The organism is Chryseobacterium ureilyticum (assembly GCF_900156735.1).
In the GTDB taxonomy this organism is placed as follows: domain Bacteria; phylum Bacteroidota; class Bacteroidia; order Flavobacteriales; family Weeksellaceae; genus Chryseobacterium; species Chryseobacterium ureilyticum.
Genome location: NZ_FTOL01000004.1, coordinates 48,886 through 69,276, shown reverse-complemented (window position 1 = coordinate 69,276; position 20,391 = coordinate 48,886). Strand labels below are relative to the sequence as shown.

The window sequence follows — 20,391 nt, the reverse complement described above, 5'->3', positions numbered from 1 at the left end:
CCCAATTTATAAAAAAATGAACGTAGACAAAGAAACTTACGAAGGTCTTAATGACGGACTTTATGCAAATCTTCAAACCACAAAAGGTAACATGATTGTTAAGTTTGAGGACAAGAAAGCACCAGTAACTGTAGCCAACTTTATCGGTCTTGCTGAAGGGAAAATCGACAACAAAGCTAAGGCTAAAGGAGTTCCTTACTATGACGGAACTATTTTCCACAGAGTAATCAAGGATTTCATGATCCAGGGAGGTGATCCTCAGGGAACAGGAATGGGAGATCCTGGATATAAATTTGAAGATGAAAGAAACGACCTTAAACACACAGGAAAAGGTATTCTTTCTATGGCGAACTCTGGACCAAATACAAACGGTTCTCAGTTTTTCATCACTGAAGTAGCAACTCCTTGGTTAGACGGAAGACACACGATCTTCGGGAAAGTAGTAAAAGGTATTGACGTTATTGATACAATTGCTAATGTTGAAAAAGGAGCTCAGGATAAGCCTAAAACAGATATCGTTTTAGAAAAAGTTTCTATTTTCGGTAAAGGTGACGAGTACAAAAACTACGATGCGGCTAAGACTTTCAACGAAGGAAAAGCTAAAATCGCAGAAAACAATAAAGCTTTCATCGCTAAAGAAGAAGCTGAGAAGAAGAAAAGAGAAGAAGAATTCAAAGCAAATCAGGAAAAATTGGTTGAAAGCTTAAAAGCAGGAATGCAAAAAACTGAATCTGGTCTTTACTACAAAATCACTAAGACTGCTGAAGGTAAAGCTCCAAAAGCAGGTGATAATGTTTCTGTACACTATGCTGGTAAACTAGTAGACGGAACTGAATTCGATTCTTCATTCAAAAGAAATGAGCCTATCGAGATTCCAATCGGAATGGGAAGAGTAATTAAAGGATGGGATGAAGGTATCCTATTGTTAAAAGAAGGTGAAACTGCTACATTGTTGATCCCGCCAGCAATGGGCTATGGAGAAAGAGGAGCAGGAGGGGTTATTCCACCAAACTCTTGGTTAATTTTCGATGTTGAGCTTGTAAAAGTAAAATAATTGAATCTTTAAGATATGAAACCGCTCTGTAAAGGGCGGTTTTTTCATATGTAGACTTTTTATAAATAATTTTAATGTTTAATTAATACCCATGAAAATAAAATTAATAACTTTTGTAGTTTTCCTTTTTTCAATATTGTCTTTTAGCCAGATAAAAGAATTTAACTATGACTCCGAAATAAAGAAACAATTCACGGTTTTTTTTGATAATATAAAGGATAAAAAAATTGAAAATGCGGTTGACTTTATTTATCCTAAATATTTAGATTTGATTACACGAGAGCATATGATTAATATTTTAAATTTTTCTTATAATAATCCAGCTTTTAAAATTGAAATTCAACATTTTAAAATAGATAATATTGATAAACCAGAGCTAATACATAATGAATATTTTTCAATAGCTACTTATTCTTTTGAAATGAAATTTAAAGTGGACTTGAATTCGATTCCTAATGCAGAATCTATAAAACAAAAAGTGAAAGACGCGATGATTTCTAAATACGGTAAAGAAAATGTTGCAACTTTTGATAATAATGATTCTTATATGATTAATGCTCATATGAAAACCTGTGCTATTTCTAATGACGGGAAAGAATGGAAGTTTTTAATTCTTGATAAAAAATATAAGTCAGAACTTATAAATATTTTACCACAAAGAATTTTGGATAAATTCTAGTAAACTAATATTAAAAGTATCTTTTTATTTTTATATGAATACCGTAGAAACCCCGACTTAAGCAAATGAAAATTATTCCTATCTTTAGCCTTCACCAATGAAATAAAAATTAGAAAATATGTTTGATCTTAATTATGACTTAATAAAACAGGAAATAGAAGCTGAAGTTTGTAAAGAACATAATGTACATCCGGAATTTGTAAAAACTGATGAAGGATTTGGAATAAAAGCTTGCTGTCAGCCTTTTCATGCAGAATTAGTGGCGAAATCTGAAAAAATGATTGAAGAAGAAACTACAAAATTCCTTGAAAAAATGATGAAAGATATTTTTAAAGAATAAATTGTAAAAAAGCAATTATAAAAAAACCACCCTCAAAAAGGGTGGTTTTTCAGTAAAATAAAGAATTAAAAGTTATATGTTTCTGCTGATTCTTTTCTTCATACTATTTCCTGAAAGGGAACCGATGAATAAAAGACCAAAGCCGATATAAGCGGCAAAGGCTGTCAGATATATTATTAAGCTATTTAAACTTGGTTTAAAGCTGTATACCAATACAGAAAAGGCAGCAAAACTCAATACCAAAAGCAAGCTCCAGATATGCATTTTCGCAGCATCTTCATTTCTCTTAAAAATCATTTCAAAAAAGGCTCTCATCATTACTAACATTTTAAGGGTTATACAATTAATTTAATTAGAAATAAAGCAACGTCATTATCACGGTAAAAAGAAAGGCATATTTCTTTACTGGGCTAAGGTTCGTGATAACTTTGCCGTTTATTTATATCGTTATACCGGGCATAAAGTCCGGGATTATAATAGTGGTTTAGAATCAATGCAGATTCATGGAAATTTATAATGATACCAGTGAGATACGGGGCGCAAAACTGCTGTGAAAAATTAACCGAGGGTAATTCATCACGAACCCGTATCTTTTACGGCATCGTAGAAAAAAAAGGATTCATATACATCAATATGAACTTTGAATCAGTGGAAAACTGAAAATCCACAGAAAACCTTTTTTCTCATCCTTAGTGCTTTTTTATAATTTTTTCTCGAGAAATAACATGCGAATATCATGCCAAAGTTATAACTCTACTATTAACAATTTGAGTTAAGTTGATTTAATTTGTTGTATTACAATGTTTTTGATTGTTTATTTCCTTAAACAAAGAAAAATATTTTTTCGATGTGAAATTCGGAAAAATCTGAAAAGCAGAGTGTTTTTTATTTTATATGAGATAGATTTTTTGTTTAGATAAATGGGCTAAAACCCATTTCTATTGAATTTTTGAATGCGGGGATATGAAAAACGGTCATTATGGAAGAATCTTAATGACTATATTGAATAGCTGTAGATATTATAAGATTTTTATTGTAAAAAGTCATATTTTTATAAAAGTGAGTAAAGAAAATTTAAAAATAAATATTGAGAGTGGTATTGTTAACCTTCAACGATTAGCAATGATAAGCTGTTGGAATAAGATATCTTCTAATTTTGTTTTTATTGTGTCTGACTTTAATGAGTTTGAAAGATCAAATTTTTTAGAACAAAGGAAGATCCGGAATAAAGTAAATAAATCTAAAGTTATACTAGGATTAGATTCAGCAATTGAGCTTTTAGTAAAGGATTATTATGATCTTTATGATATCACAGTATATATCTTCAAAGCAGATAAAAAAGAAACTATAATTGAAATTCAATATTATAGGAAATCAAATTTTGAACCTGATTATTTTGTTATGGTAAAAGATAATCCACCAATGTTTCATTCTAAAATTTCGTTTCCTCCTTATTTTTTGAAAGGTAGTAAGTTTGACATAAATTGGGAATTAGATGGAATAATACATTCTTGGAATTATTTTCTTGGTCAAATTAAATACAGATTAAATACTTTTGTATTAAATGTATAATTCTTGAAAAATACTTAATTTGATATTCTTAAAAAATTATCTGGGAAATTGATGACATAATTTTGTAAGATTTATTCTATGCCATCGTTTTGTGTCATTTGTGAAATCATTCGTGCTATTTGTGTTTAAAAAAAGCCCGTTAAAACCATAAATGCTTCAACGGACTCTTTCATTGTATAAAGTATTTTACTACCAGTTTTTATCAATCATATAAATAATCTGTGTCATTGTAATTGCTCCCAGTAGCAGCTCTCTGCGGTTCACTTTTTCAAAGGTATCTTCTTCAGTGTGATGAATATCGAAATAACGCTGAGAATCCGGCATCAGCTCAGCGGCAGGGATTCCCATATCGTGAAGTGGGTAAAGGTCTGTTCCGGAAAACTGTTCTTCAAAGTTATAAACTCCGTAAGGCAGGAATAATTTTGACCAACTTTGGATCTGCTTTCTTTTGGTTTGGTCCATATCTAAAGCGATTCCTCTTGGGGCAAAACCTCCAGCATCTGACTCTATGGCAAAAAGATGTTTTTCATTATTTTCTTTAACGAACTTTCCATATTGGATTCCGCCTTTTACTCCATTTTCTTCATTGGCAAAACAAACGACTCTGATGGTATGGTTGTTTTGTATTCCCAATTTTTTGAAGGTCCTTAAAACTTCAATACTCTGAACGATTCCAGCGCCATCATCATGAGCTCCTTCGCCAACATCCCAAGAATCAAGGTGTCCGCCAACTACGATTACGCTTTGGTCTTTTTTACCTGTAATTTCACCAATGACAGAGTGGGAGAGTTTCTCGCCTTTCATTCCACAGTTGGAATTAAGTTTTGCCGTGATTTTTTGATTCTTTAATAAAGCTTCCAGTTCATCAGCAGTAGTGCTTCCGATAGCTACAGCTGGTATTTTGGATGTGTTTTCTTCATAACGCATTGCTCCGGTGTGTGGAACATCGTCAAAAGCAGATGAAAGTGATCGGATAATGGCAAATTTCCCTCCTTTTTTAGCGGTTAAAGAAGCGGCTGTTGTTCTGTATTTTGCGGCATCACCATATCCTTTAAATGTTTCTATAAATGATTGTTTAAAAGCATAATTAAAGAATAGAATTTTATCCTTTACTTGTTCAGCAGTAAGCTTATTATATTCATCCATAGATTTTACCATGATGATTTCGCCGGAAACATCTTTGCCATTTGTTCCTTCAGAATTACCAAGGGATAACATTTTTAAACTTTTCCAGCTTCCGTTTGAGGTTTTGATGTGTAAGGATTCTTTTCCTCTTACCCAAACAGGAATCATTACTTCCTGAAGCCATACTTTATTAGCGCCGGCATCACGAAGTTTTTGTTCTGCCCATTTTACGGATTTTTCATAAGCTTCTGAGCCACTTAAACGATGACCGATATTCTTTGTGAGTTCACGTAGTTCATTGTATCCTTTTCCGTTGTTTAAAACTTCAAGGGAAATTTTACTGAACTGTATAGAATCTTCTTTAGACTGACCGAAAACAGTCATTCCCAGAAGTAGTAATGTAGTTCCTAATATCTTTTTCATGGTTTTACCAATTTTTATCTATCATATAAATAAGTTGTGTCATCACCGTTGATCCGAGAAGTAATTCTCTGCGGTTGACTTTTTCAAAAGTGTCTTCTGATGTATGATGAATATCAAAATAACGTTGTGGCTCAGGAACAAGTTCCGCAGTAGGGACGCCCATTTCATGAAGTGGAGCAATATCTGAACCTGAATATTTTCCTTCAAAGTTATAGACCCCATAAGGTAAAAAGAGATTTACCCAGCTTTTGATCTGGTTTCTTTTTGTATCATCCATTTCCAATGAGATTCCTCTGGGAGAAAAGCCCCCTGCATCGGATTCTATGGCAAAAAGGTGTTTTTCATTATTGTCTTTTACTGTTTTTCCGTATTGTTTCCCGCCTTTTGTGCCATTTTCTTCGTTCGCGAAACAGACTGCTCTGATGGTATGATTATTTTGTATTCCCAGTTTTTTGAAGGTCCTTAATACTTCAATGCTTTGAACAATTCCGGCACCATCATCGTGGGCACCTTCACCTACGTCCCAAGAATCTAGATGTCCACCAACTACGATTACACTTTGATCTTTTTTACCTGTGATCTCACCAATGACAGAGTGGGAGAGTTTTTCTCCTTTCATACCGCAGTTGGAATTAAGTTTTGCTGTGACTTTTTTATTCTTCAATAGGGTTTCCAGTTCGTCGGCTGTAGTACTTCCTATGGTTACAGCGGGTACTTTGACAGTGTTTTCTTCATATCGCATATTTCCGGTATGAGGAACATCATCGAATGCTGAAGAAAGAGATCGGATAATAGCAAATTTTCCACCTTTTTTTGCCGTTAATGTAGCGGCAGTTCGTCGGTAAGCACCTGCTTCTCTATAGGAAATAAAAGTCTGCACATGTCCCTGATTGAAAGGATAATTAAAGAAAACAATTTTATCTTTTACCTTTTCAGCAGGAAGTTTGTCATATTCTTCTAAGGATTTTACCATAATGATTTCTCCTGAAACATCTTTTCCGGCTGTACCTTCAGAATTTCCAAGGGAAAGCATCTTAAGGTTTTTCCAGTTTCCATCAGATGTTTTGATGTGTAAGGATTCTTTTCCTCTTACCCAGACGGGAATCATCACTTCCTGAAGCCATACTTTATCAGCACCGGCATCCCGAAGTTTTTGAGCTGCCCATTGTACGGATTTCTCATAAGCTTCGGAACCGCTTAAACGATTGCCAATGTTTTTAGTAAGTTCCCGCAGTTAATCATATCCTTTTCCGTTATTTAAAATTTCGGTGGAGATTTTGTTAAACTGAATGGAGTCTTCTTTAGTCTGTCCTAATAAAAAGGTGGTTCCTAAAGCTAATAATGATAAGCTGATTGTCTTTTTCATATTACCAGTTTTTATCAACCATAAAGATCATCTGCGTTATTGCAACAGCTCCGAGAAGAAGTTCTCTTTTGTTCACTTTATCGAAAGTATCCTGTTCGGAATGATGATAGTCAAAATATCTTTGTGTGTCTACCACAAGTTCTGCTAAAGGAATATCCAGCTTTTTCAAAGGCGAAATGTCCTGAATTGCGTCTGTCTGATCAAAATCATAAACACCATAAGGAAGAAAATATTCTTTCCATGGAGAGACTAATCTTCTTCTTTGCGGTGACATATCCAGAGAAAAACCTCGTGGAGAATACCCTCCGGCATCTGTTCCTAAAGCAAAGATGTGTTTTTCCTCTCTTTTTTTCACATAAGCAGCATACATTTCACGACCTTGTCCACCGTTTTCGCTATTGGCATACAAAACTACGCGGATAGTGTGGTTGTTTTCATACCCAAGTGCTTTCAAGGTTCTCAACACTTCGATACATTGGGCAACGCCTGTTCCGTCATCAATTGCTCCTTCACCAACATCCCAGGAATCCAGCTGAGCACCTAAAACGATCACCTTAGAGTCTTTTTTACCTTGAATTTCTGCGATGATGTTAGGATTTGTCGTACTGCCTTTTGATTCGGCGGTCATGTTGATTTTGGCAGTTACCTTTTGTTTTTTTAAAGTTTTTTCCAGCTCATCTGCTGATCTTACGCCTATTGATAATGCCGGAATTTTGACTTTATCATCTGGTTCGTAGTAAATCATTTTAGCATGAGGGGTATCATCACTAGCTGTTGTAAGTGATCTTATAATTAAGGCTTTTGCACCAGTTTTAGCGATAACAGAAGCGGAAATTAATTTTGATTTTGCTGTTTGTAAATAGGAATCACTTGTATTAATGATTTTCGGATCCATAGGAACATTCACGAAAACTATCTTGTCTTTTAATTGTCCTATTGACATTGCATTAAGCTCTGAAGTAGAGTTGATTAAAACAATTTCACCTGTCAGATCTTTTCCGCCTGTTCCTTCAGAGTTGCCGAAAGAAAGCATTCTTATGTTTTTCCAGTCTCCATTTTCTGCTTTTATCTGTAAAGATTCTTTGCCTCTGATCCAGACCGGAGCTTTGGCTTCTTGTCTCCAGATCATATTAATGCCTATTTCTTTGAACTTTTTTTCAGCCCATTCTACTGCTCTTGCATAACCAGGTGTTGCACTGAAACGCGGTCCGATTCCCTTTGTGAGTTCTCCAAGATTATCATAAGCTCTGCCATTAGCCATGATCTCGTCTGAGATCTTTTTGAATTCATCGTGATAGTTTAATTTTACAGGAATTGCTGTTCTGCCGGCAGGTTTCTTCTGGACTTTTTTTTGAGAAAATAAAAATCCACTCAAAAAGAGTGGAAGTATAATGAATATTTTTTTCATTTTTTATTTACCTTTCTTTTTCCGTTGTTAAAAGTAGGGAAAAATTAGGAATTTATTAAGGTTTCATGTCGTACATTAACAGTGCTGTAATCAATTTTGGCTCAATGAATGTACATTTTGGAGGCATGCTTAATTTTAAATCTGAAATTTTAATCATATCATTAAAACTCACTGGATAAATTCCAAAGCCTGCTTTTCCTTCTCCACTGTCAATTTTTTCTTTTATAATATTGATTCCGTTGATGTTGGAAGTACCTTTTACGTAAGAAATTAAATCAGAGCTATCCGGATCTTCAATTTTTAAAATACCTTTAAAAATATATTTATCCAATAAATGGTGATCCAGATTATCTAAAGACATTTCTCTGGAACGAAGGTCGTGTTTTACGTGTAGTGAATAGAATTTACCGTCCAGATACATTGAAATGTGGAATTTCTGAGAAGGGAAGTAAGGTGTTTCTCCTTTTTCGTGGATCAGGAAATACTGTTCAAGTTCCTTCAGGAATTGTTCGCTGGAAAGACCGTTCAGATCGTGTAAGATTCTGTTGTAGTCGTGGATTTTAATAGATTGATTTGAAACGATAAAGCTATATACGAAGTTATAAAGCTCTGTACCGTTGTGTCTTTTATTTTTCTCCTTAAGTTTTTTTGCATTTAATGCTGTTGAACCGATTCTATGGTGTCCGTCAGCGATGTAGAATGAATCAATCTGATCAATTACTTCTTTAAACTGCTGTAGTTTTAAACGGTTGTCTATTCTCCAGATTTTATGTCTGATTCCAAGGTCATCTACATGGTTAAAGATAGGAACATTTTTTTCCTCATGGTTCATCAGCAACTCAATTTTTGAGTTGGCAGGGTAGGTAAGTAATACAGGTTCTGCCTGTAGGCTTACTTTTTCAAGGTAATGAGCCAGTTTTTCTTTTTTCTGAGGAATAGTACTTTCGTGTCTTTTGATTTTTCCACTCCAGAAATCTTCAATACTTGCAAGCCCTAAAAGTCCTCTGAATATTTGTTTATTAGGGTATATTTGTTCGTAAAGATAATATGCAGAGTTATCCTGAACCAATTTCTTCTCGTCCAGAAGTTCTTCAAATGTTGCGCGGATCTTTCTCAGGTTTCTGTCTACATCCTTGGATTTACTTACAACATATGGTTTTATCATATTGATGTAAGTGTTTTCAACTTGAGCTTTTTCTGCTATTTCTTCCTGGGTAAAATTATCCAGTGGATGGGTAGGGAAAGTATCCTCAAAATCTCTGTGAGGTCTTATTCCACGGAAAGGTTTAAAAATAGGCATGTTTATCTTATAGTTTCTTTTTGTAGCTGAATAATTTGTTCTGCAAGTTCGATACCGATTTTCTCTTGCGCATCTATCGTATTTCCTCCTATATGTGGAGAAAGCGATAATGCAGGATTCATGAGTAATGGAAGTTCCGGACTAGGTTCGTTTTCAAAAACGTCTAATGCGGCTCCTGCCACTTTCTCAGAATCGATGAAGTCAATCAATGTTACTTCATTGATCACACCACCTCTTGCAGTATTTACAATATAGACACCGTCTTTCATTTTTTCAAACTGTGGAGTATCTATAATATATTCATTCGTTTTTGGAGTATTGATACTGATGAAGTCAGCTTCTTTAAGGAATGCATCCATATCATTGGTGGACGTGATTTCAAAGTTGACTGACTGTCCGTCAAAGAAGTTTAACGTAAGAACTTCTGTTTTTGGACTTCTTGTCAGAACCTGTATTTTCATTCCTAAAGCAATTCCTATTTTTACGACTTCCTGCCCAATGCTTCCAAATCCGATTACCCCTAATGTTTTTCCTGAAAGTTCATACGCATTGCTGAATGATTTTTTCATGGCATTGAAGTGGGTTTCTCCCTCCAAAGGCATCAGTCTGTTAGATTCGTGTAGGAATCTTGCTAATGAAAGGAAATGTCCGAAAACCAATTCTGCAACAGATTTTGAAGATGCTGTAGGGGTATTGATTACTTTTATTCCTTTGCTTTTTGCATATTCAACATCAATATTGTCCATCCCGATACCACCACGACCTATGATTTTAAGTCCCGGGCATGCATCTATCAATTCCTGCCTTACTTTTGTTGCACTTCTTACAAGAAGAACGTCTACATTATTATCGTTTATAAAATTAATAACGTGATCTTGGGCAACTCTATTGTCCAGAATTTCAATTCCAGCTTCTTTTAGTGCCTGTTCTCCTGCTTTTGAGATTCCATCGTTTGCTAAAACTTTCATGTGTTATTGGATTTAAAGATTGAAAGGTTTAAATATTTCAAAATTTTAAAACTGGGGCGCAAATTAATAAATTTAAATTAACTGCTTTTAAATCTTTCAATCTTTGAATTTTTTAATGCTTAAATTATTTGATAGATTTCATTACATCTACCAATACCTGTACGCTTTCAATTGGTAGGGCATTGTATAAGCTGGCTCTATATCCGCCAAGGCTTCTGTGTCCGTTTAATCCACTGATACCTGCTGCTTTCCACGCATTGTCAAACTCTTCTTTTTTGCTTTCATCTGTCAATTTGAAAGAAACATTCATTAATGAGCGGTCTTCTTTTACGCAGAACGTTTCGAATAACGGATTGCTGTCGATTTCATCGTATAAAAGTTTTGCTTTTGCTTCATTTCTTTGTTCTGCCGCTGCAATTCCACCGTTGTTTTCAAGGTATTGAAGAGTCAATAGAGAAGCGTAGATAGGGAATACAGGTGGAGTATTGTACATAGATTCCTTAGAAATATGTTGAGAATAATCAAGCATAGACAGCATGTTTTCTCTTCCTGTTTTTCCAAGAATCTCTTTTTTGATGACTACTAAGGTAACTCCTGCCGGTCCCATATTTTTCTGAGCTCCCGCATAGATTAAATCAAATTTGGAAAAATCAAGTTGTCTTGAGAAAATATCTGAACTCATATCACATACCATTAAAGTATCCACTTCAGGGAATGATTTCATCTGAGTTCCGTAGATTGTATTATTGGAAGTACAGTGGAAATAATCATATTCCGAACCTACCGTATAATTTTTAGGAATGAAAGAGTAGTTTTCGTCTTTTGAAGATCCTACCACATCTACTGTTCCCAGTTTTTTAGCTTCTTTAATAGCTCCTGCTGCCCATGTTCCTGTATCCAGGTAAGCTGCTTTTCCACCTACTTTCATCAGATTGTAAGGAACCATGGCAAACTGCATGCTTGCACCGCTTCCTAAATAAAGAACTTCATAATCGTCTCCAAGATTCATCAATCTTTTTACAATAGCACGCGCTTCGTCCATTACTGCAACAAAGTCCTTGCTTCTGTGAGAAATCTCAAGAAGAGATAATCCGATGCCATTAAAATCTAAAATCGCCTGTGCTGATTTTTCGAATACCTCTTGAGGTAAGATACATGGTCCTGCGCTGAAGTTGTGCTTTTTGTTCATATTTTTATTTTTTGGTTGCGTTGGAATTGTATTCCTTAGCTAAATTTTTGGGTTTTTATTTTATTTTTGGTTAAAAAAAGCCGCCTCACAGATGATGAGACGGAATTTTTTTATTCGCCATGTAGGAATGCTTTTTTGCTAAGCAGAGCCTCTTCAGATTCCACATGATCCTCATCAGGAACACAGCAATCTACCGGGCATACAGCTGCACACTGTGGTTCCTCATGGAAACCTTTACATTCTGTACATTTATCAGTTACAATGAAATAAACATCATCACTTACAGGTTCCTGTGCAGAATCTGCATCCACAGTAAGTCCTGAAGGCATTGTAATAGTCCCTTGAAGGGAAGTTCCATCAGAAGCCTTCCAATCTACAGCTCCTTCATATATTGCATTGTTTGGACATTCCGGTTCGCAAGCCCCACAGTTAATGCATTCATCAGTTATTTTAATAGCCATCGCTAATTTTTTTTAAATTTGCACAAAATTACAAAATATTCCCCAATTTTAAAGTAATTATGAATATCGAAAATCAAGTTTTAGGACTTATTAAATTAAGTGATTATATAAAAGCGTTTTTAGCGAAGAAACCAGAAGATCACAACGAAGATGATGGCAATATTGAATTATTGTTAAAAAGATCAGAAATAGAGAATCCGTGGTTTACAGTTGATAATCAGAAATTTGCTTTAAAGCAATGGGCAGATTTGCTTACCGAAGAAAATATCAAAAACTGGCTTGGAAATTATTCTATTTCTAAAATTTCAAAAAGAGTAGGACTAATTTTAGCAGGAAATATTCCTTTAGTAGGATTTCACGATGCGATTTCTGTGGTTTTAAGTAATCATATTCCGGTGATCAAGCTTTCTTCTAAAGATAAGTATCTGATTCCTTTTTTGTTAAAGAAGTGGAAGGAGTTTTCTGATGATCAGGTTCAGTTTGAATTTGTAGAGAAATTAGAAAATTTTGATGCGGTAATTGCTACCGGAAGTAATAATACAGCAAGATATCTTGAGTATTATTTTAAAAATCATTTAAGCATTATCCGTAAAAACAGAACTTCTGTTGCTGTTTTAAAAGGTGATGAAACTGAGGCAGAACTCCAGCTTTTAGCAAAAGATATTTTCCAATACTTCGGTTTGGGATGCAGAAATGTAACGAGAATTTTCATTCCTCAGGATTTTTTGATAGACAGACTGTTTGAAAGCTTCTTAGGGTTCCAGGATATTATCAATCATAATAAATATGCTAATAATTATGATTATAACCGAGCGGTTTATCTTCTGAATCAGGAGAAATTCTGGGATAATAATTTTGTAATGCTGAAAGAAGATGATAAACTATTCAGTCCGCTTTCTGTGATTAATTTTAGCCGATATGAATCTTTGGAAGATGTGAAAGGCTTTATTGCTGAAAATGAAGAGAATATTCAGTGTGTAGTGGCTAAAGATGAATTAGGATTGAATTCAATAGCATTCGGAGAAGCACAGAATCCAGGTCTTGATACATATGCTGATAATGTGGATACAATGAAATTTTTGGAAGTGGTCTGATTTTCGTATCTTCCATGACCTATTTCACCAAATAACAAATTGAATAGTATGAAAAAATTATTTTTAGGTCTGGCGATTATTGGCGGGCAGTTTATATTTGCTCAAAAAGTAGTGGGAGTGGAGGTTGAGAATAATCAAAAGAAAGAACTTCCTGCTACGATAAGTAAAGAAAAGGTAAATCTCTATGATAGTAACTTTCAGAAATTTATCAAAGCTTTACAGGTTTCGGATAAAAAAACTGTAGAGGAACTTCTTTCTGATAAAATAAGAAAGATTGCTACGGATGATGTTCTTAAAAAAGTTAAGGACGGAATTGATGCGACCAAAAAGCTTGAAGTCCTGAAAGTAGGTTATTATGTGACAATGGGAGGGATTAGCCATCCAAATATCAAATATAAATATGCCGGTGATTCATCAGAAGAAGTTGTAAGTGCTGTATTTGATGATGATGGTAAAATTCTTGGGGTAATGCCGGCTGCGAAAGAAAAATAATTTTATTTCGAATTAAATAAAAAAATATTAACTATGATGACAGATGTTTTAGTTGCCCATTCTACTGAGGTGGAAAAAGCAAATTTTTACAAGAAAACGTATTTGCATGTTGCATTATCGATTCTTGCATTTATTGGAGTTGAAACTATTTTATTGAAAACTGTGCCTGTAGAGATCATTGCGATGATGTTTCAAGGAAGGCTTACTTGGCTGTTGATCATCGGGGTTTTCTGGTTGGCTTCTATTTTAGCTTCCAAATGGTCACTTTCACAAAGTAAAACAACTCAATATTTAGGGCTAGGATTTTATATCTTACTGGAAGCAGTTATTTTTATGCCATTGCTTTATATTGCAGCTAATATGGCAGGTGGAGCGAATGTAATCTTTCAGGCTGCTACTTTAACAATTGCTATGTTTGCTGGAATTTCCGGAGTTGCCTTTGCTTCAAAGAGAGATTTTTCTTTTTTAAGAAATATTATTGTAATCGGTGGTTTTATTTCGATCGGATTAATTGTGGGTGGTATGGCATTCGGTTTCAATCTTGGATTATGGTTTTCTGTAGGAATGGTTATCCTGGCTTCAGCTACGATTTTATATCAGACAAGTAAACTGAAAGATTCTTATGGTACTAACCAGTATGTGGGAGCTGCATTACAGCTTTTTGCTTCTATTATGCTTTTATTCTGGTATATCCTGAATATTCTGATGAGCAGAAGAAGTTAATTTGATTATCCAATTAAATTTAAATAATAGTCCTGATGAGTTTTTCATCAGGATTTTTTTTGTTTTTCTTGCAGATCATGCGGATTGGTCAGATTTTTAAACACAAATGCCACAAGTGTTTTCACTAATGTCTCTGTTAATGTAGTTGAGATTTGTGTTATTGTGCGAGAATATTAATGAACTTCGTGTTTAATTAGAATTGTAAAGCTTCTTTGTCTGAATGAGAATAAGATTGTAATAAATGCTTTAACCACAAATGTTTTCACAGATGTCTATATTATTTGTGTTATTCGTGCAAGAATATTAGTGGAATTCGTGTTTAATTACGCTGTGAATCCAAAAAATCCTGATGACATTTCATCGGGATTTTATTGGGTATTCTTTAATTATTCAGTGCTGAATATCGCTTCAACAGGATTGAAGTATTATTTCAGATAAAAGTAGAGTATTGGTTAAAGAATAGGGAATATGGTGTTGAGGAAAACCTCAGATCTTTTGTGTTTTTATAGAATATTAAATGATAAAAACTACTTATCAATAGATCCTAAAACCTTTTGTGCGAAAGAATTTAGGGCATCTTTTTCGCTCATTCCGTTTTGTACATTAGCGTGAACTTCCAAAGCTCCGCAGATGTTGGTAATAAGCTCTCCTGCAACGTTTAAATCCTCTTCACTTGTTCCTCTGAATTCGCAGAAGCTTTCAAGAACTTCTAATGTCTTTTCTAGGTTCTCAGGAGTCTGATTCTGATAGAATTGTCTGATTACTGGTAATTTCATTATGCTAGCTCGTTAAAAAGGTTAATTAAACTTTCTGCCTGGTTAGACTGAACCTGGTTTACCAATTCACCGTTTTTGAAGATTGCGAAAGTTGGTAAGTTGTCTACTTTTGCTAATTTTCTGCTTTCAGGAAGTTTTTCAGCATCTACATATAAGAAAGGAATAGAGTCATTCTCAGATGCTAATTTTTTGAATTTTGGCTTCATGATTCTGCAGTTTCCGCACCATGTTGCACCATATTGAACAACTACTTTTTCGTTGTCGTTTACTATATTTTGTAATGTATCTTCGGTTAATTCTGTGTACATAATAATAATTTGAAAATGAGATAATTTGAAAATGTGCTAATGGTAAAAAGAAAATGAGATAATTTTAGATCATCCAGAGATTAATTTTCAAATTATCTCATTTTCAGATTAACACATTATATTAGTTCTTAGCTAAGTATTCTGCTGTAGAAGTTCTGTCTGCTTTCATTGCGTCTTTACCTTCTTCCCAGTTTGCAGGACATACTTCACCGTGCTTTTGAACGTGAGTGTAAGCATCAATTAATCTTAAGAATTCTTTTACGTTTCTACCTAGAGGCATATCGTTTACCGCTTCGTGGAAAATTTTTCCAGTTTCGTCGATAAGGTAAGTAGCTCTGTAAGTTACGTTAGAACCAGTGAAAATTTCTTCTCCATCTTCATTGTATTCGAAATCCTGATCTACAATTCCTAAAGTGTTAGCTAATTGTCTGTGAGTATCAGCTAAAAGTGGGTAAGTTACCCCTTCGATACCACCGTTATCTTTTGGAGTGTTTAACCATGCGAAGTGTACTTCGTTTGTATCACAAGATGCTCCGATTACTTTAGTGTTTCTTTTTTCGAATTCACCTAAAGCCTCCTGGAAAGCGTGAAGCTCAGTAGGACATACGAAAGTGAAATCTTTAGGGTACCAGAACAAAAGAACTTTTTGTTGGTTAGTTGTAGCTTCTTCAAGGATGTTGATTCTTAAATCGTCACCCATTTCAGACATTGCGTCGATTGTTAAATTTGGGAATTTTTTTCCTACTAAAGACATAATTTTCTGTTTTTATATTTAAATTTCTACTGCAAATATAGAGAAGTTTTATCTATCGAACAAACGAATATTGATAAATAAAATCTATAATTGTTTTTGATGTGTTGTTAAATAAAAAAGCCCTGAAACCAGGGCTTTCGTTTATTTTAATAACCGAATATTTCAGTTAAGTTGAGTTTTTTGACCTCACCTAATTTGTTCATATCCGATTCATTTACTTTATCTTGTGAAGCAACAATACAATACGTGTAATTTTTGTTTTTCATTTCATTATCGTGGAAAGTATTGATGTCAGCAAAAGAAAGTTTTGGAGCCTGTTCATAGACATTCTTTCTTATATCTGTATTATTTCCAAGTCTTTGTGCTTTCAGATAAGAGAAAATGATACCGTCCTGAGAAATTCTTTCAGAAGCGATCGTTTTTTTCAATCCGCTTTTTGCGGTTTCAAATAGCTGCTCAGATTTTGGAAGGGTAGTCAGAAGTTCATTCATCGCTGTTGTAGATTCATTGAATTTATCAGCCTGAGTACCTACATATGCCATAATGGTATTCTTGTCAGCTTTCTTGCTTGGAAGCGCAAAATAAGAATAAGTAGAGTATGCCAATGCCTTAGATTCTCTGATTGTCTGGAAAACAATAGAACCCATTCCGCCACCGAAATAATTATTGAATAAGTTTACCGTAGGCGTAATCGTTGAGTTGTACTGCTCAGAGTTTCTTGCCCAGAAGATTTCAGCCTGTACCATATCGTAATGGGCGAATAATACTTTGTTCTTATCCGTTGGGATCTGTACAAACGTTTTTGTCTGTGGAAGATCTTTAAGCGCGGCAGAAATTTTGTGAATGGGTTTTAAAGAAGCTACTGTTTCAGCACCTGTTTTCGGACCGTAATAAAGTACTTTATGCTTGAAGTTAAATAAGTCATGAAGGATTTTGACTAAATCTTCAGCTTTTAATGCATCAAGCTCAGCATCGCTCAATACATTGTTGAACGGGTTTTGTGCACCGTATTGAGCATAGCTTCTCAATCCAGCCATAATTGTTGCTTTGTTCTGTTTAGCATTCGCTCTTGCTTTCTTCAATCGAGTTTTGTAAGCATCTAATGCTCCTTGATCTGCTTTACAGTTTTTAATCAAATCTTCAAATAGAGCAATTGTTTTATCAAAGTTTTCATTCAGACCTTCAAGAGATACGTATGTTTCCTCGTTTCCTGCACTTACATTGAAGCTTGATGCTAATTTGTAGAATTCTCTACTGATGGTTTCAGAAGATTTATCATTAGTTCCAAGATATTGTAGGTATTCTGCTGCTAAAGGAAGCATCTTGTTGTTCCATTTCCCTGAATCAAAATGATAATACATTCTGAATAGTGTATTGTCTGTATTTTTTACAGAAAGCACATTTACCTCGCCTAGTTTATTTTTAGCAATATCCTTGTCATAGTTTAGCCATACCGGAGCAATTGCTTTTTCAGGCATTTCATCAATTTTCTTAAGGAAAGAAGATTGGTCTTCTCTGTTTACGGAGACAGGTGTTATAGTAGGCTTATCTACTTTTACAATGCTCTTGTCTTCGCCCTTTTTCTTATAAACGGCTACATAGTTGTTGTTTTGAAGATACTTAGCAGCGAATTCCATAATGTCTTTTTTAGTAAGACTGGAAATTTCCTCGATGTATTCAAGATTTGCTTTATGATCTACTTCAGAAGTGAATTCATCCATTAAAATGCTTGCTCTTGATGAGTATTTTTCATCCTTTTGAATGGTGTTCTTCTTTTCGTTATTTACAATAGATTGAATCAGATCATCAGAAAACTCACCTTTTCTTAATTTATCGATCTCCTGAATAAGAAGGTTTTTCACTTCATCCAAAGATTGCCCTTCTGTAGGTTTTCCCTGTAAAAGTAATACGGAATAATCTTTTAAAGCATAAGGAAAAGCAAAAGCGCCAAGTAGTTTTTGTTTTTTTACTAGGTCTAGATCGATTAACCCAGCTTGTCCGTTGGTAAGCATGCTTCCTACAAAATTAAGCAGCCTAGCATCTTTTGTTGATGCTCCTGGAAATCTGAAGCCAAGCATTACACTTTCGGCATCTGGTCCTACGACTTCTTTAATTACGGGTGAAGCAATAGGGTTTTCCTGTCCTACTTTATATTCAGGAACAGGTTTTGACTTCATATAAGAAAAAGCCTTATCGATTTTGGCAATTACTTCATCCGGATTGAAGTCTCCGGACATAATGATTCCCATGTTGTTGGGAACATAATAATTGTTATAATATTCTCTGATTGCGTGTAGAGATGGGTTTTTCAGGTGTTCAATTGTTCCGATGGTAGTTTGTTTTCCGTAATTGTTATTAGGGAAAAGATTAGCAAACATCATATCATAAACTTTATCACCGTCATCATCCAACGTTCTGTTCTTTTCTTCATATACGGCTTCAAGCTCAGTATGGAAAAGTCTAAGGATCGGCTCTCTGAATCTTTCTGACTGTAAAGCAAGGAACTTGTCTACCACGTTAGAAGGAATATCTTCCGTATAAACAGTCTGCTCGAAAGAAGTGAAGGCATTTGATCCGTCAGCTCCCATTCCAGCCATCATTTTATCATATTCGTTGGCAATCGCAAATTTGGCAGCTTCTCCTGAAACCCTGTCGATTTCTTTATAGATTTCCTTTCTTTTAGCCTCGTCTTTTGTCTGATTGTACTTCTCATAAAGAGCGTCAATCTGATCTAAAAGTGGTTTCTCTTTTGCCCAGTCTTTAGAACCAAACTGTGTAGTTCCTTTGAAAAGCATATGCTCTAAATAGTGAGCAAGACCTGTATGGTCTGCCGGATCCGTTTTACTTCCTGCTTTTGTTGCAATATAGGTCTGAATTCTCGGTTCTTTGCTGGTTGGGCTTAAAATAACCGTTAATCCGTTTTTCAATGTGTAATATCTTGCCGAAGTAGGATCGTTCGTTACGTATTTGTACTTATACCCGTTGGCTGTAGCTTCTTTCCATTGGAAATCCTGTCCGAAAGCATGACCTGCAAAACTTGCTGCGGCAATACTTGTAGCGATTGTTAGTTTTTTTAACAAATTCATTGTAATGGTTGTGTTTTATTTACCTTTTTTTAATTCTTAATTAAATTGGTCTAATAAATCCTTGATTCGTTTCATTGCTTTTCTTAAATCTTCTTCAGAAGCAGCATAAGAGAACCTGATACATTCTGGGCTACCGAATGAAAAACCGCCTACACACCCTACATGAGCGTTTTCTAACAGGAACATTGCGAAGTCATCAGAATTTTTAATTTCTGTTCCGTTCAGTGTTTTTCCGATATAATATGAAATGTCCGGGAAGAAATAAAACGCAGCTTTTGGAAGCAGTACTTTGAACCCTGGAATTTCCTGGATCAATTCATACACAAGATCTCTTCTTTTCTTGAAAGCATCAATCATGTATCTGTATTCTGAAGGATCGGTCTTTAATGCAGTGATAGAAGCTCTCTGAGCTACGGTATTAGCACCACTTGTCATCTGCCCCTGTACTTTTTCACAAGCTTTTGCCAGCCATTCAGGGCATGCAGAGTATCCGATTCTCCATCCTGTCATGGCAAAGGCTTTTGACATCCCGTTAATTACGGCAGTCTGTTCGTAAACCTCAGGAAACTGAGCGATGGAAGTTGTTTTTGTCTCATAATTGATGAATTCATAGATTTCATCTGAAATGATTGTCACATGAGGATATTTTGCCACTACCTTTGCAATAGACTTCAATTCGGCATAAGTATAATATCCTCCGGAAGGATTACATGGTGAGCTGAAAAGAATTGCTTTTGTTTTATCGGTAATAGCTTCTTCAATTTGTTCGGCTGTAACCTTGAAATCAGTAACGTAAGAGGTAGGAAGCATTACAGAATTTCCACCCATCATTTTTACCATTTCATCATAGCTTACCCAGTAAGGAGCAGGTAGTAAAACCTCGTCACCATCATTAATAATGGCTGCTAGTACATTTAAGATAGCTTGTTTAGCACCATTGGAAACACAAATTTGTGTTGGTTTATATTCAAGATTGTTGTCTCTTTTTAATTTATAAGCAATCGCCTCGCGCAGTTCAAGGAATCCCGGAACAGGAGAGTAGTGGCTGTAGTTTTCATTAATGGCATCGAAAGCTGCCTGTTTGATATTATCCGGTACATCGAAATCCGGTTCACCAAGAGTTAAGCTGATTACGTCTATTCCGCTGGCTTTCATTTCTCTGGCTTTGTTAGACATTACAAAAGTCTGTGAGTATCCTAATCTTTTTACTCTATCCGAAAGTTTGTCCATGTATTTTTTTTTGAATTTTAACAAATATATAATAAAAACGTCT

21 protein-coding genes are annotated in these 20,391 nt (G+C 34.9%); 7 read left to right on the top strand and 14 right to left on the bottom strand.

The window, feature by feature from the left end; all coding sequences use genetic code 11:
* Positions 1-16 precede the first annotated feature (16 nt).
* The 3 genes from BW983_RS12895 to BW983_RS12885 all read left to right on the top strand — a co-directional run bounded on the left by BW983_RS12895 (position 17) and on the right by BW983_RS12885 (position 2,073).
* Positions 17-1,054, top strand: coding sequence for a peptidylprolyl isomerase (locus BW983_RS12895; RefSeq protein WP_228409013.1), 1,038 nt, complete (start codon positions 17-19; stop codon positions 1,052-1,054).
* Positions 1,055-1,145: 91 nt separating this feature from the next.
* Positions 1,146-1,733, top strand: a complete 588-nt coding sequence (locus BW983_RS12890; RefSeq protein WP_076552335.1) for a hypothetical protein — start codon at positions 1,146-1,148, stop codon at positions 1,731-1,733.
* Positions 1,734-1,851: 118 nt separating this feature from the next.
* Positions 1,852-2,073 (top strand): hypothetical protein, encoded by a 222-nt coding sequence (locus BW983_RS12885; protein WP_076552334.1) that lies wholly within the window; start codon positions 1,852-1,854, stop codon positions 2,071-2,073.
* 72 nt (positions 2,074-2,145) lie between these two features.
* Here the strand turns inward: BW983_RS12885 and BW983_RS12880 are convergent, their stop codons facing one another.
* On the bottom strand, positions 2,146-2,391 hold the full coding sequence (locus tag BW983_RS12880) for a hypothetical protein (RefSeq protein ID WP_139329270.1): 246 nt from the start codon (positions 2,389-2,391) through the stop codon (positions 2,146-2,148).
* Between the two features lie 645 nt (positions 2,392-3,036).
* Here BW983_RS12880 and BW983_RS12875 point away from each other — a divergent pair.
* Entirely contained in the window at positions 3,037-3,645 is a 609-nt protein-coding gene (locus tag BW983_RS12875) for a hypothetical protein (RefSeq protein ID WP_076552332.1), read from the top strand.
* A gap of 189 nt (positions 3,646-3,834) precedes the next feature.
* Here the strand turns inward: BW983_RS12875 and BW983_RS12870 are convergent, their stop codons facing one another.
* The 8 genes from BW983_RS12870 to BW983_RS12840 form a co-directional block, all read right to left on the bottom strand.
* Entirely contained in the window at positions 3,835-5,193 is a 1,359-nt protein-coding gene (locus tag BW983_RS12870; RefSeq protein ID WP_076552331.1) for a M20/M25/M40 family metallo-hydrolase, read from the bottom strand.
* A 4-nt stretch (positions 5,194-5,197) separates the two neighbouring features.
* Positions 5,198-6,301, bottom strand: coding sequence for a M20/M25/M40 family metallo-hydrolase (locus BW983_RS12865; protein WP_228409003.1), 1,104 nt, complete (start codon positions 6,299-6,301; stop codon positions 5,198-5,200).
* 126 nt (positions 6,302-6,427) lie between these two features.
* Complete coding sequence (locus BW983_RS24510; protein ID WP_262484593.1) at positions 6,428-6,559, bottom strand: hypothetical protein; 132 nt, start codon at positions 6,557-6,559, stop codon at positions 6,428-6,430.
* 1 nt (position 6,560) lies between these two features.
* Complete coding sequence (locus tag BW983_RS12860) at positions 6,561-7,967, bottom strand: M28 family peptidase (RefSeq protein WP_084184474.1); 1,407 nt, start codon at positions 7,965-7,967, stop codon at positions 6,561-6,563.
* A gap of 55 nt (positions 7,968-8,022) precedes the next feature.
* Positions 8,023-9,267, bottom strand: a complete 1,245-nt coding sequence (locus BW983_RS12855) for a DUF1015 domain-containing protein (protein WP_076552330.1) — start codon at positions 9,265-9,267, stop codon at positions 8,023-8,025.
* 2 nt (positions 9,268-9,269) lie between these two features.
* Positions 9,270-10,235, bottom strand: a complete 966-nt coding sequence (locus BW983_RS12850) for a D-2-hydroxyacid dehydrogenase (protein ID WP_076552329.1) — start codon at positions 10,233-10,235, stop codon at positions 9,270-9,272.
* A gap of 124 nt (positions 10,236-10,359) precedes the next feature.
* Positions 10,360-11,424, bottom strand: coding sequence for a 3-phosphoserine/phosphohydroxythreonine transaminase (gene serC, locus BW983_RS12845; protein WP_076552328.1), 1,065 nt, complete (start codon positions 11,422-11,424; stop codon positions 10,360-10,362).
* 110 nt (positions 11,425-11,534) lie between these two features.
* On the bottom strand, positions 11,535-11,885 hold the full coding sequence (locus tag BW983_RS12840) for a 4Fe-4S binding protein (RefSeq protein WP_065394703.1): 351 nt from the start codon (positions 11,883-11,885) through the stop codon (positions 11,535-11,537).
* Positions 11,886-11,944: 59 nt separating this feature from the next.
* On the opposite strand from BW983_RS12840, the gene BW983_RS12835 reads away from it, so the two are divergent.
* From BW983_RS12835 to BW983_RS12825, 3 genes are read left to right on the top strand one after another with little or no spacing between them, the layout of a single operon-like run.
* The gene (locus tag BW983_RS12835; RefSeq protein ID WP_076552327.1) at positions 11,945-12,979 is read left to right on the top strand and encodes an acyl-CoA reductase; all 1,035 of its coding nucleotides are present in this window, start codon (positions 11,945-11,947) and stop codon (positions 12,977-12,979) included.
* A 48-nt stretch (positions 12,980-13,027) separates the two neighbouring features.
* Positions 13,028-13,471, top strand: a complete 444-nt coding sequence (locus BW983_RS12830) for a peptidylprolyl isomerase (RefSeq protein ID WP_076552326.1) — start codon at positions 13,028-13,030, stop codon at positions 13,469-13,471.
* A 33-nt stretch (positions 13,472-13,504) separates the two neighbouring features.
* Positions 13,505-14,194 (top strand): Bax inhibitor-1/YccA family protein, encoded by a 690-nt coding sequence (locus BW983_RS12825; protein ID WP_076552325.1) that lies wholly within the window; start codon positions 13,505-13,507, stop codon positions 14,192-14,194.
* 527 nt (positions 14,195-14,721) lie between these two features.
* On the opposite strand, the gene BW983_RS12820 is transcribed toward BW983_RS12825, so the two are convergent.
* The 5 genes from BW983_RS12820 to BW983_RS12800 form a co-directional block, all read right to left on the bottom strand.
* The gene (locus BW983_RS12820) at positions 14,722-14,970 is read right to left on the bottom strand and encodes a DUF6952 family protein (RefSeq protein ID WP_002980002.1); all 249 of its coding nucleotides are present in this window, start codon (positions 14,968-14,970) and stop codon (positions 14,722-14,724) included.
* Positions 14,970-15,278 carry a thioredoxin family protein gene (locus tag BW983_RS12815; protein ID WP_034698499.1) on the bottom strand — a complete coding sequence of 103 codons (309 nt, stop codon included), beginning with the start codon at positions 15,276-15,278 and terminating at the stop codon, positions 14,970-14,972. Before BW983_RS12815 ends, BW983_RS12820 begins: the two co-directional genes overlap by 1 nt.
* A gap of 121 nt (positions 15,279-15,399) precedes the next feature.
* Positions 15,400-16,032, bottom strand: a complete 633-nt coding sequence (locus tag BW983_RS12810; protein WP_065394699.1) for a peroxiredoxin — start codon at positions 16,030-16,032, stop codon at positions 15,400-15,402.
* A gap of 146 nt (positions 16,033-16,178) precedes the next feature.
* On the bottom strand, positions 16,179-19,118 hold the full coding sequence (locus BW983_RS12805; RefSeq protein WP_076552324.1) for a M16 family metallopeptidase: 2,940 nt from the start codon (positions 19,116-19,118) through the stop codon (positions 16,179-16,181).
* A gap of 36 nt (positions 19,119-19,154) precedes the next feature.
* Positions 19,155-20,348, bottom strand: a complete 1,194-nt coding sequence (locus BW983_RS12800) for a pyridoxal phosphate-dependent aminotransferase (protein ID WP_076552323.1) — start codon at positions 20,346-20,348, stop codon at positions 19,155-19,157.
* Positions 20,349-20,391: the final 43 nt, after the last annotated feature.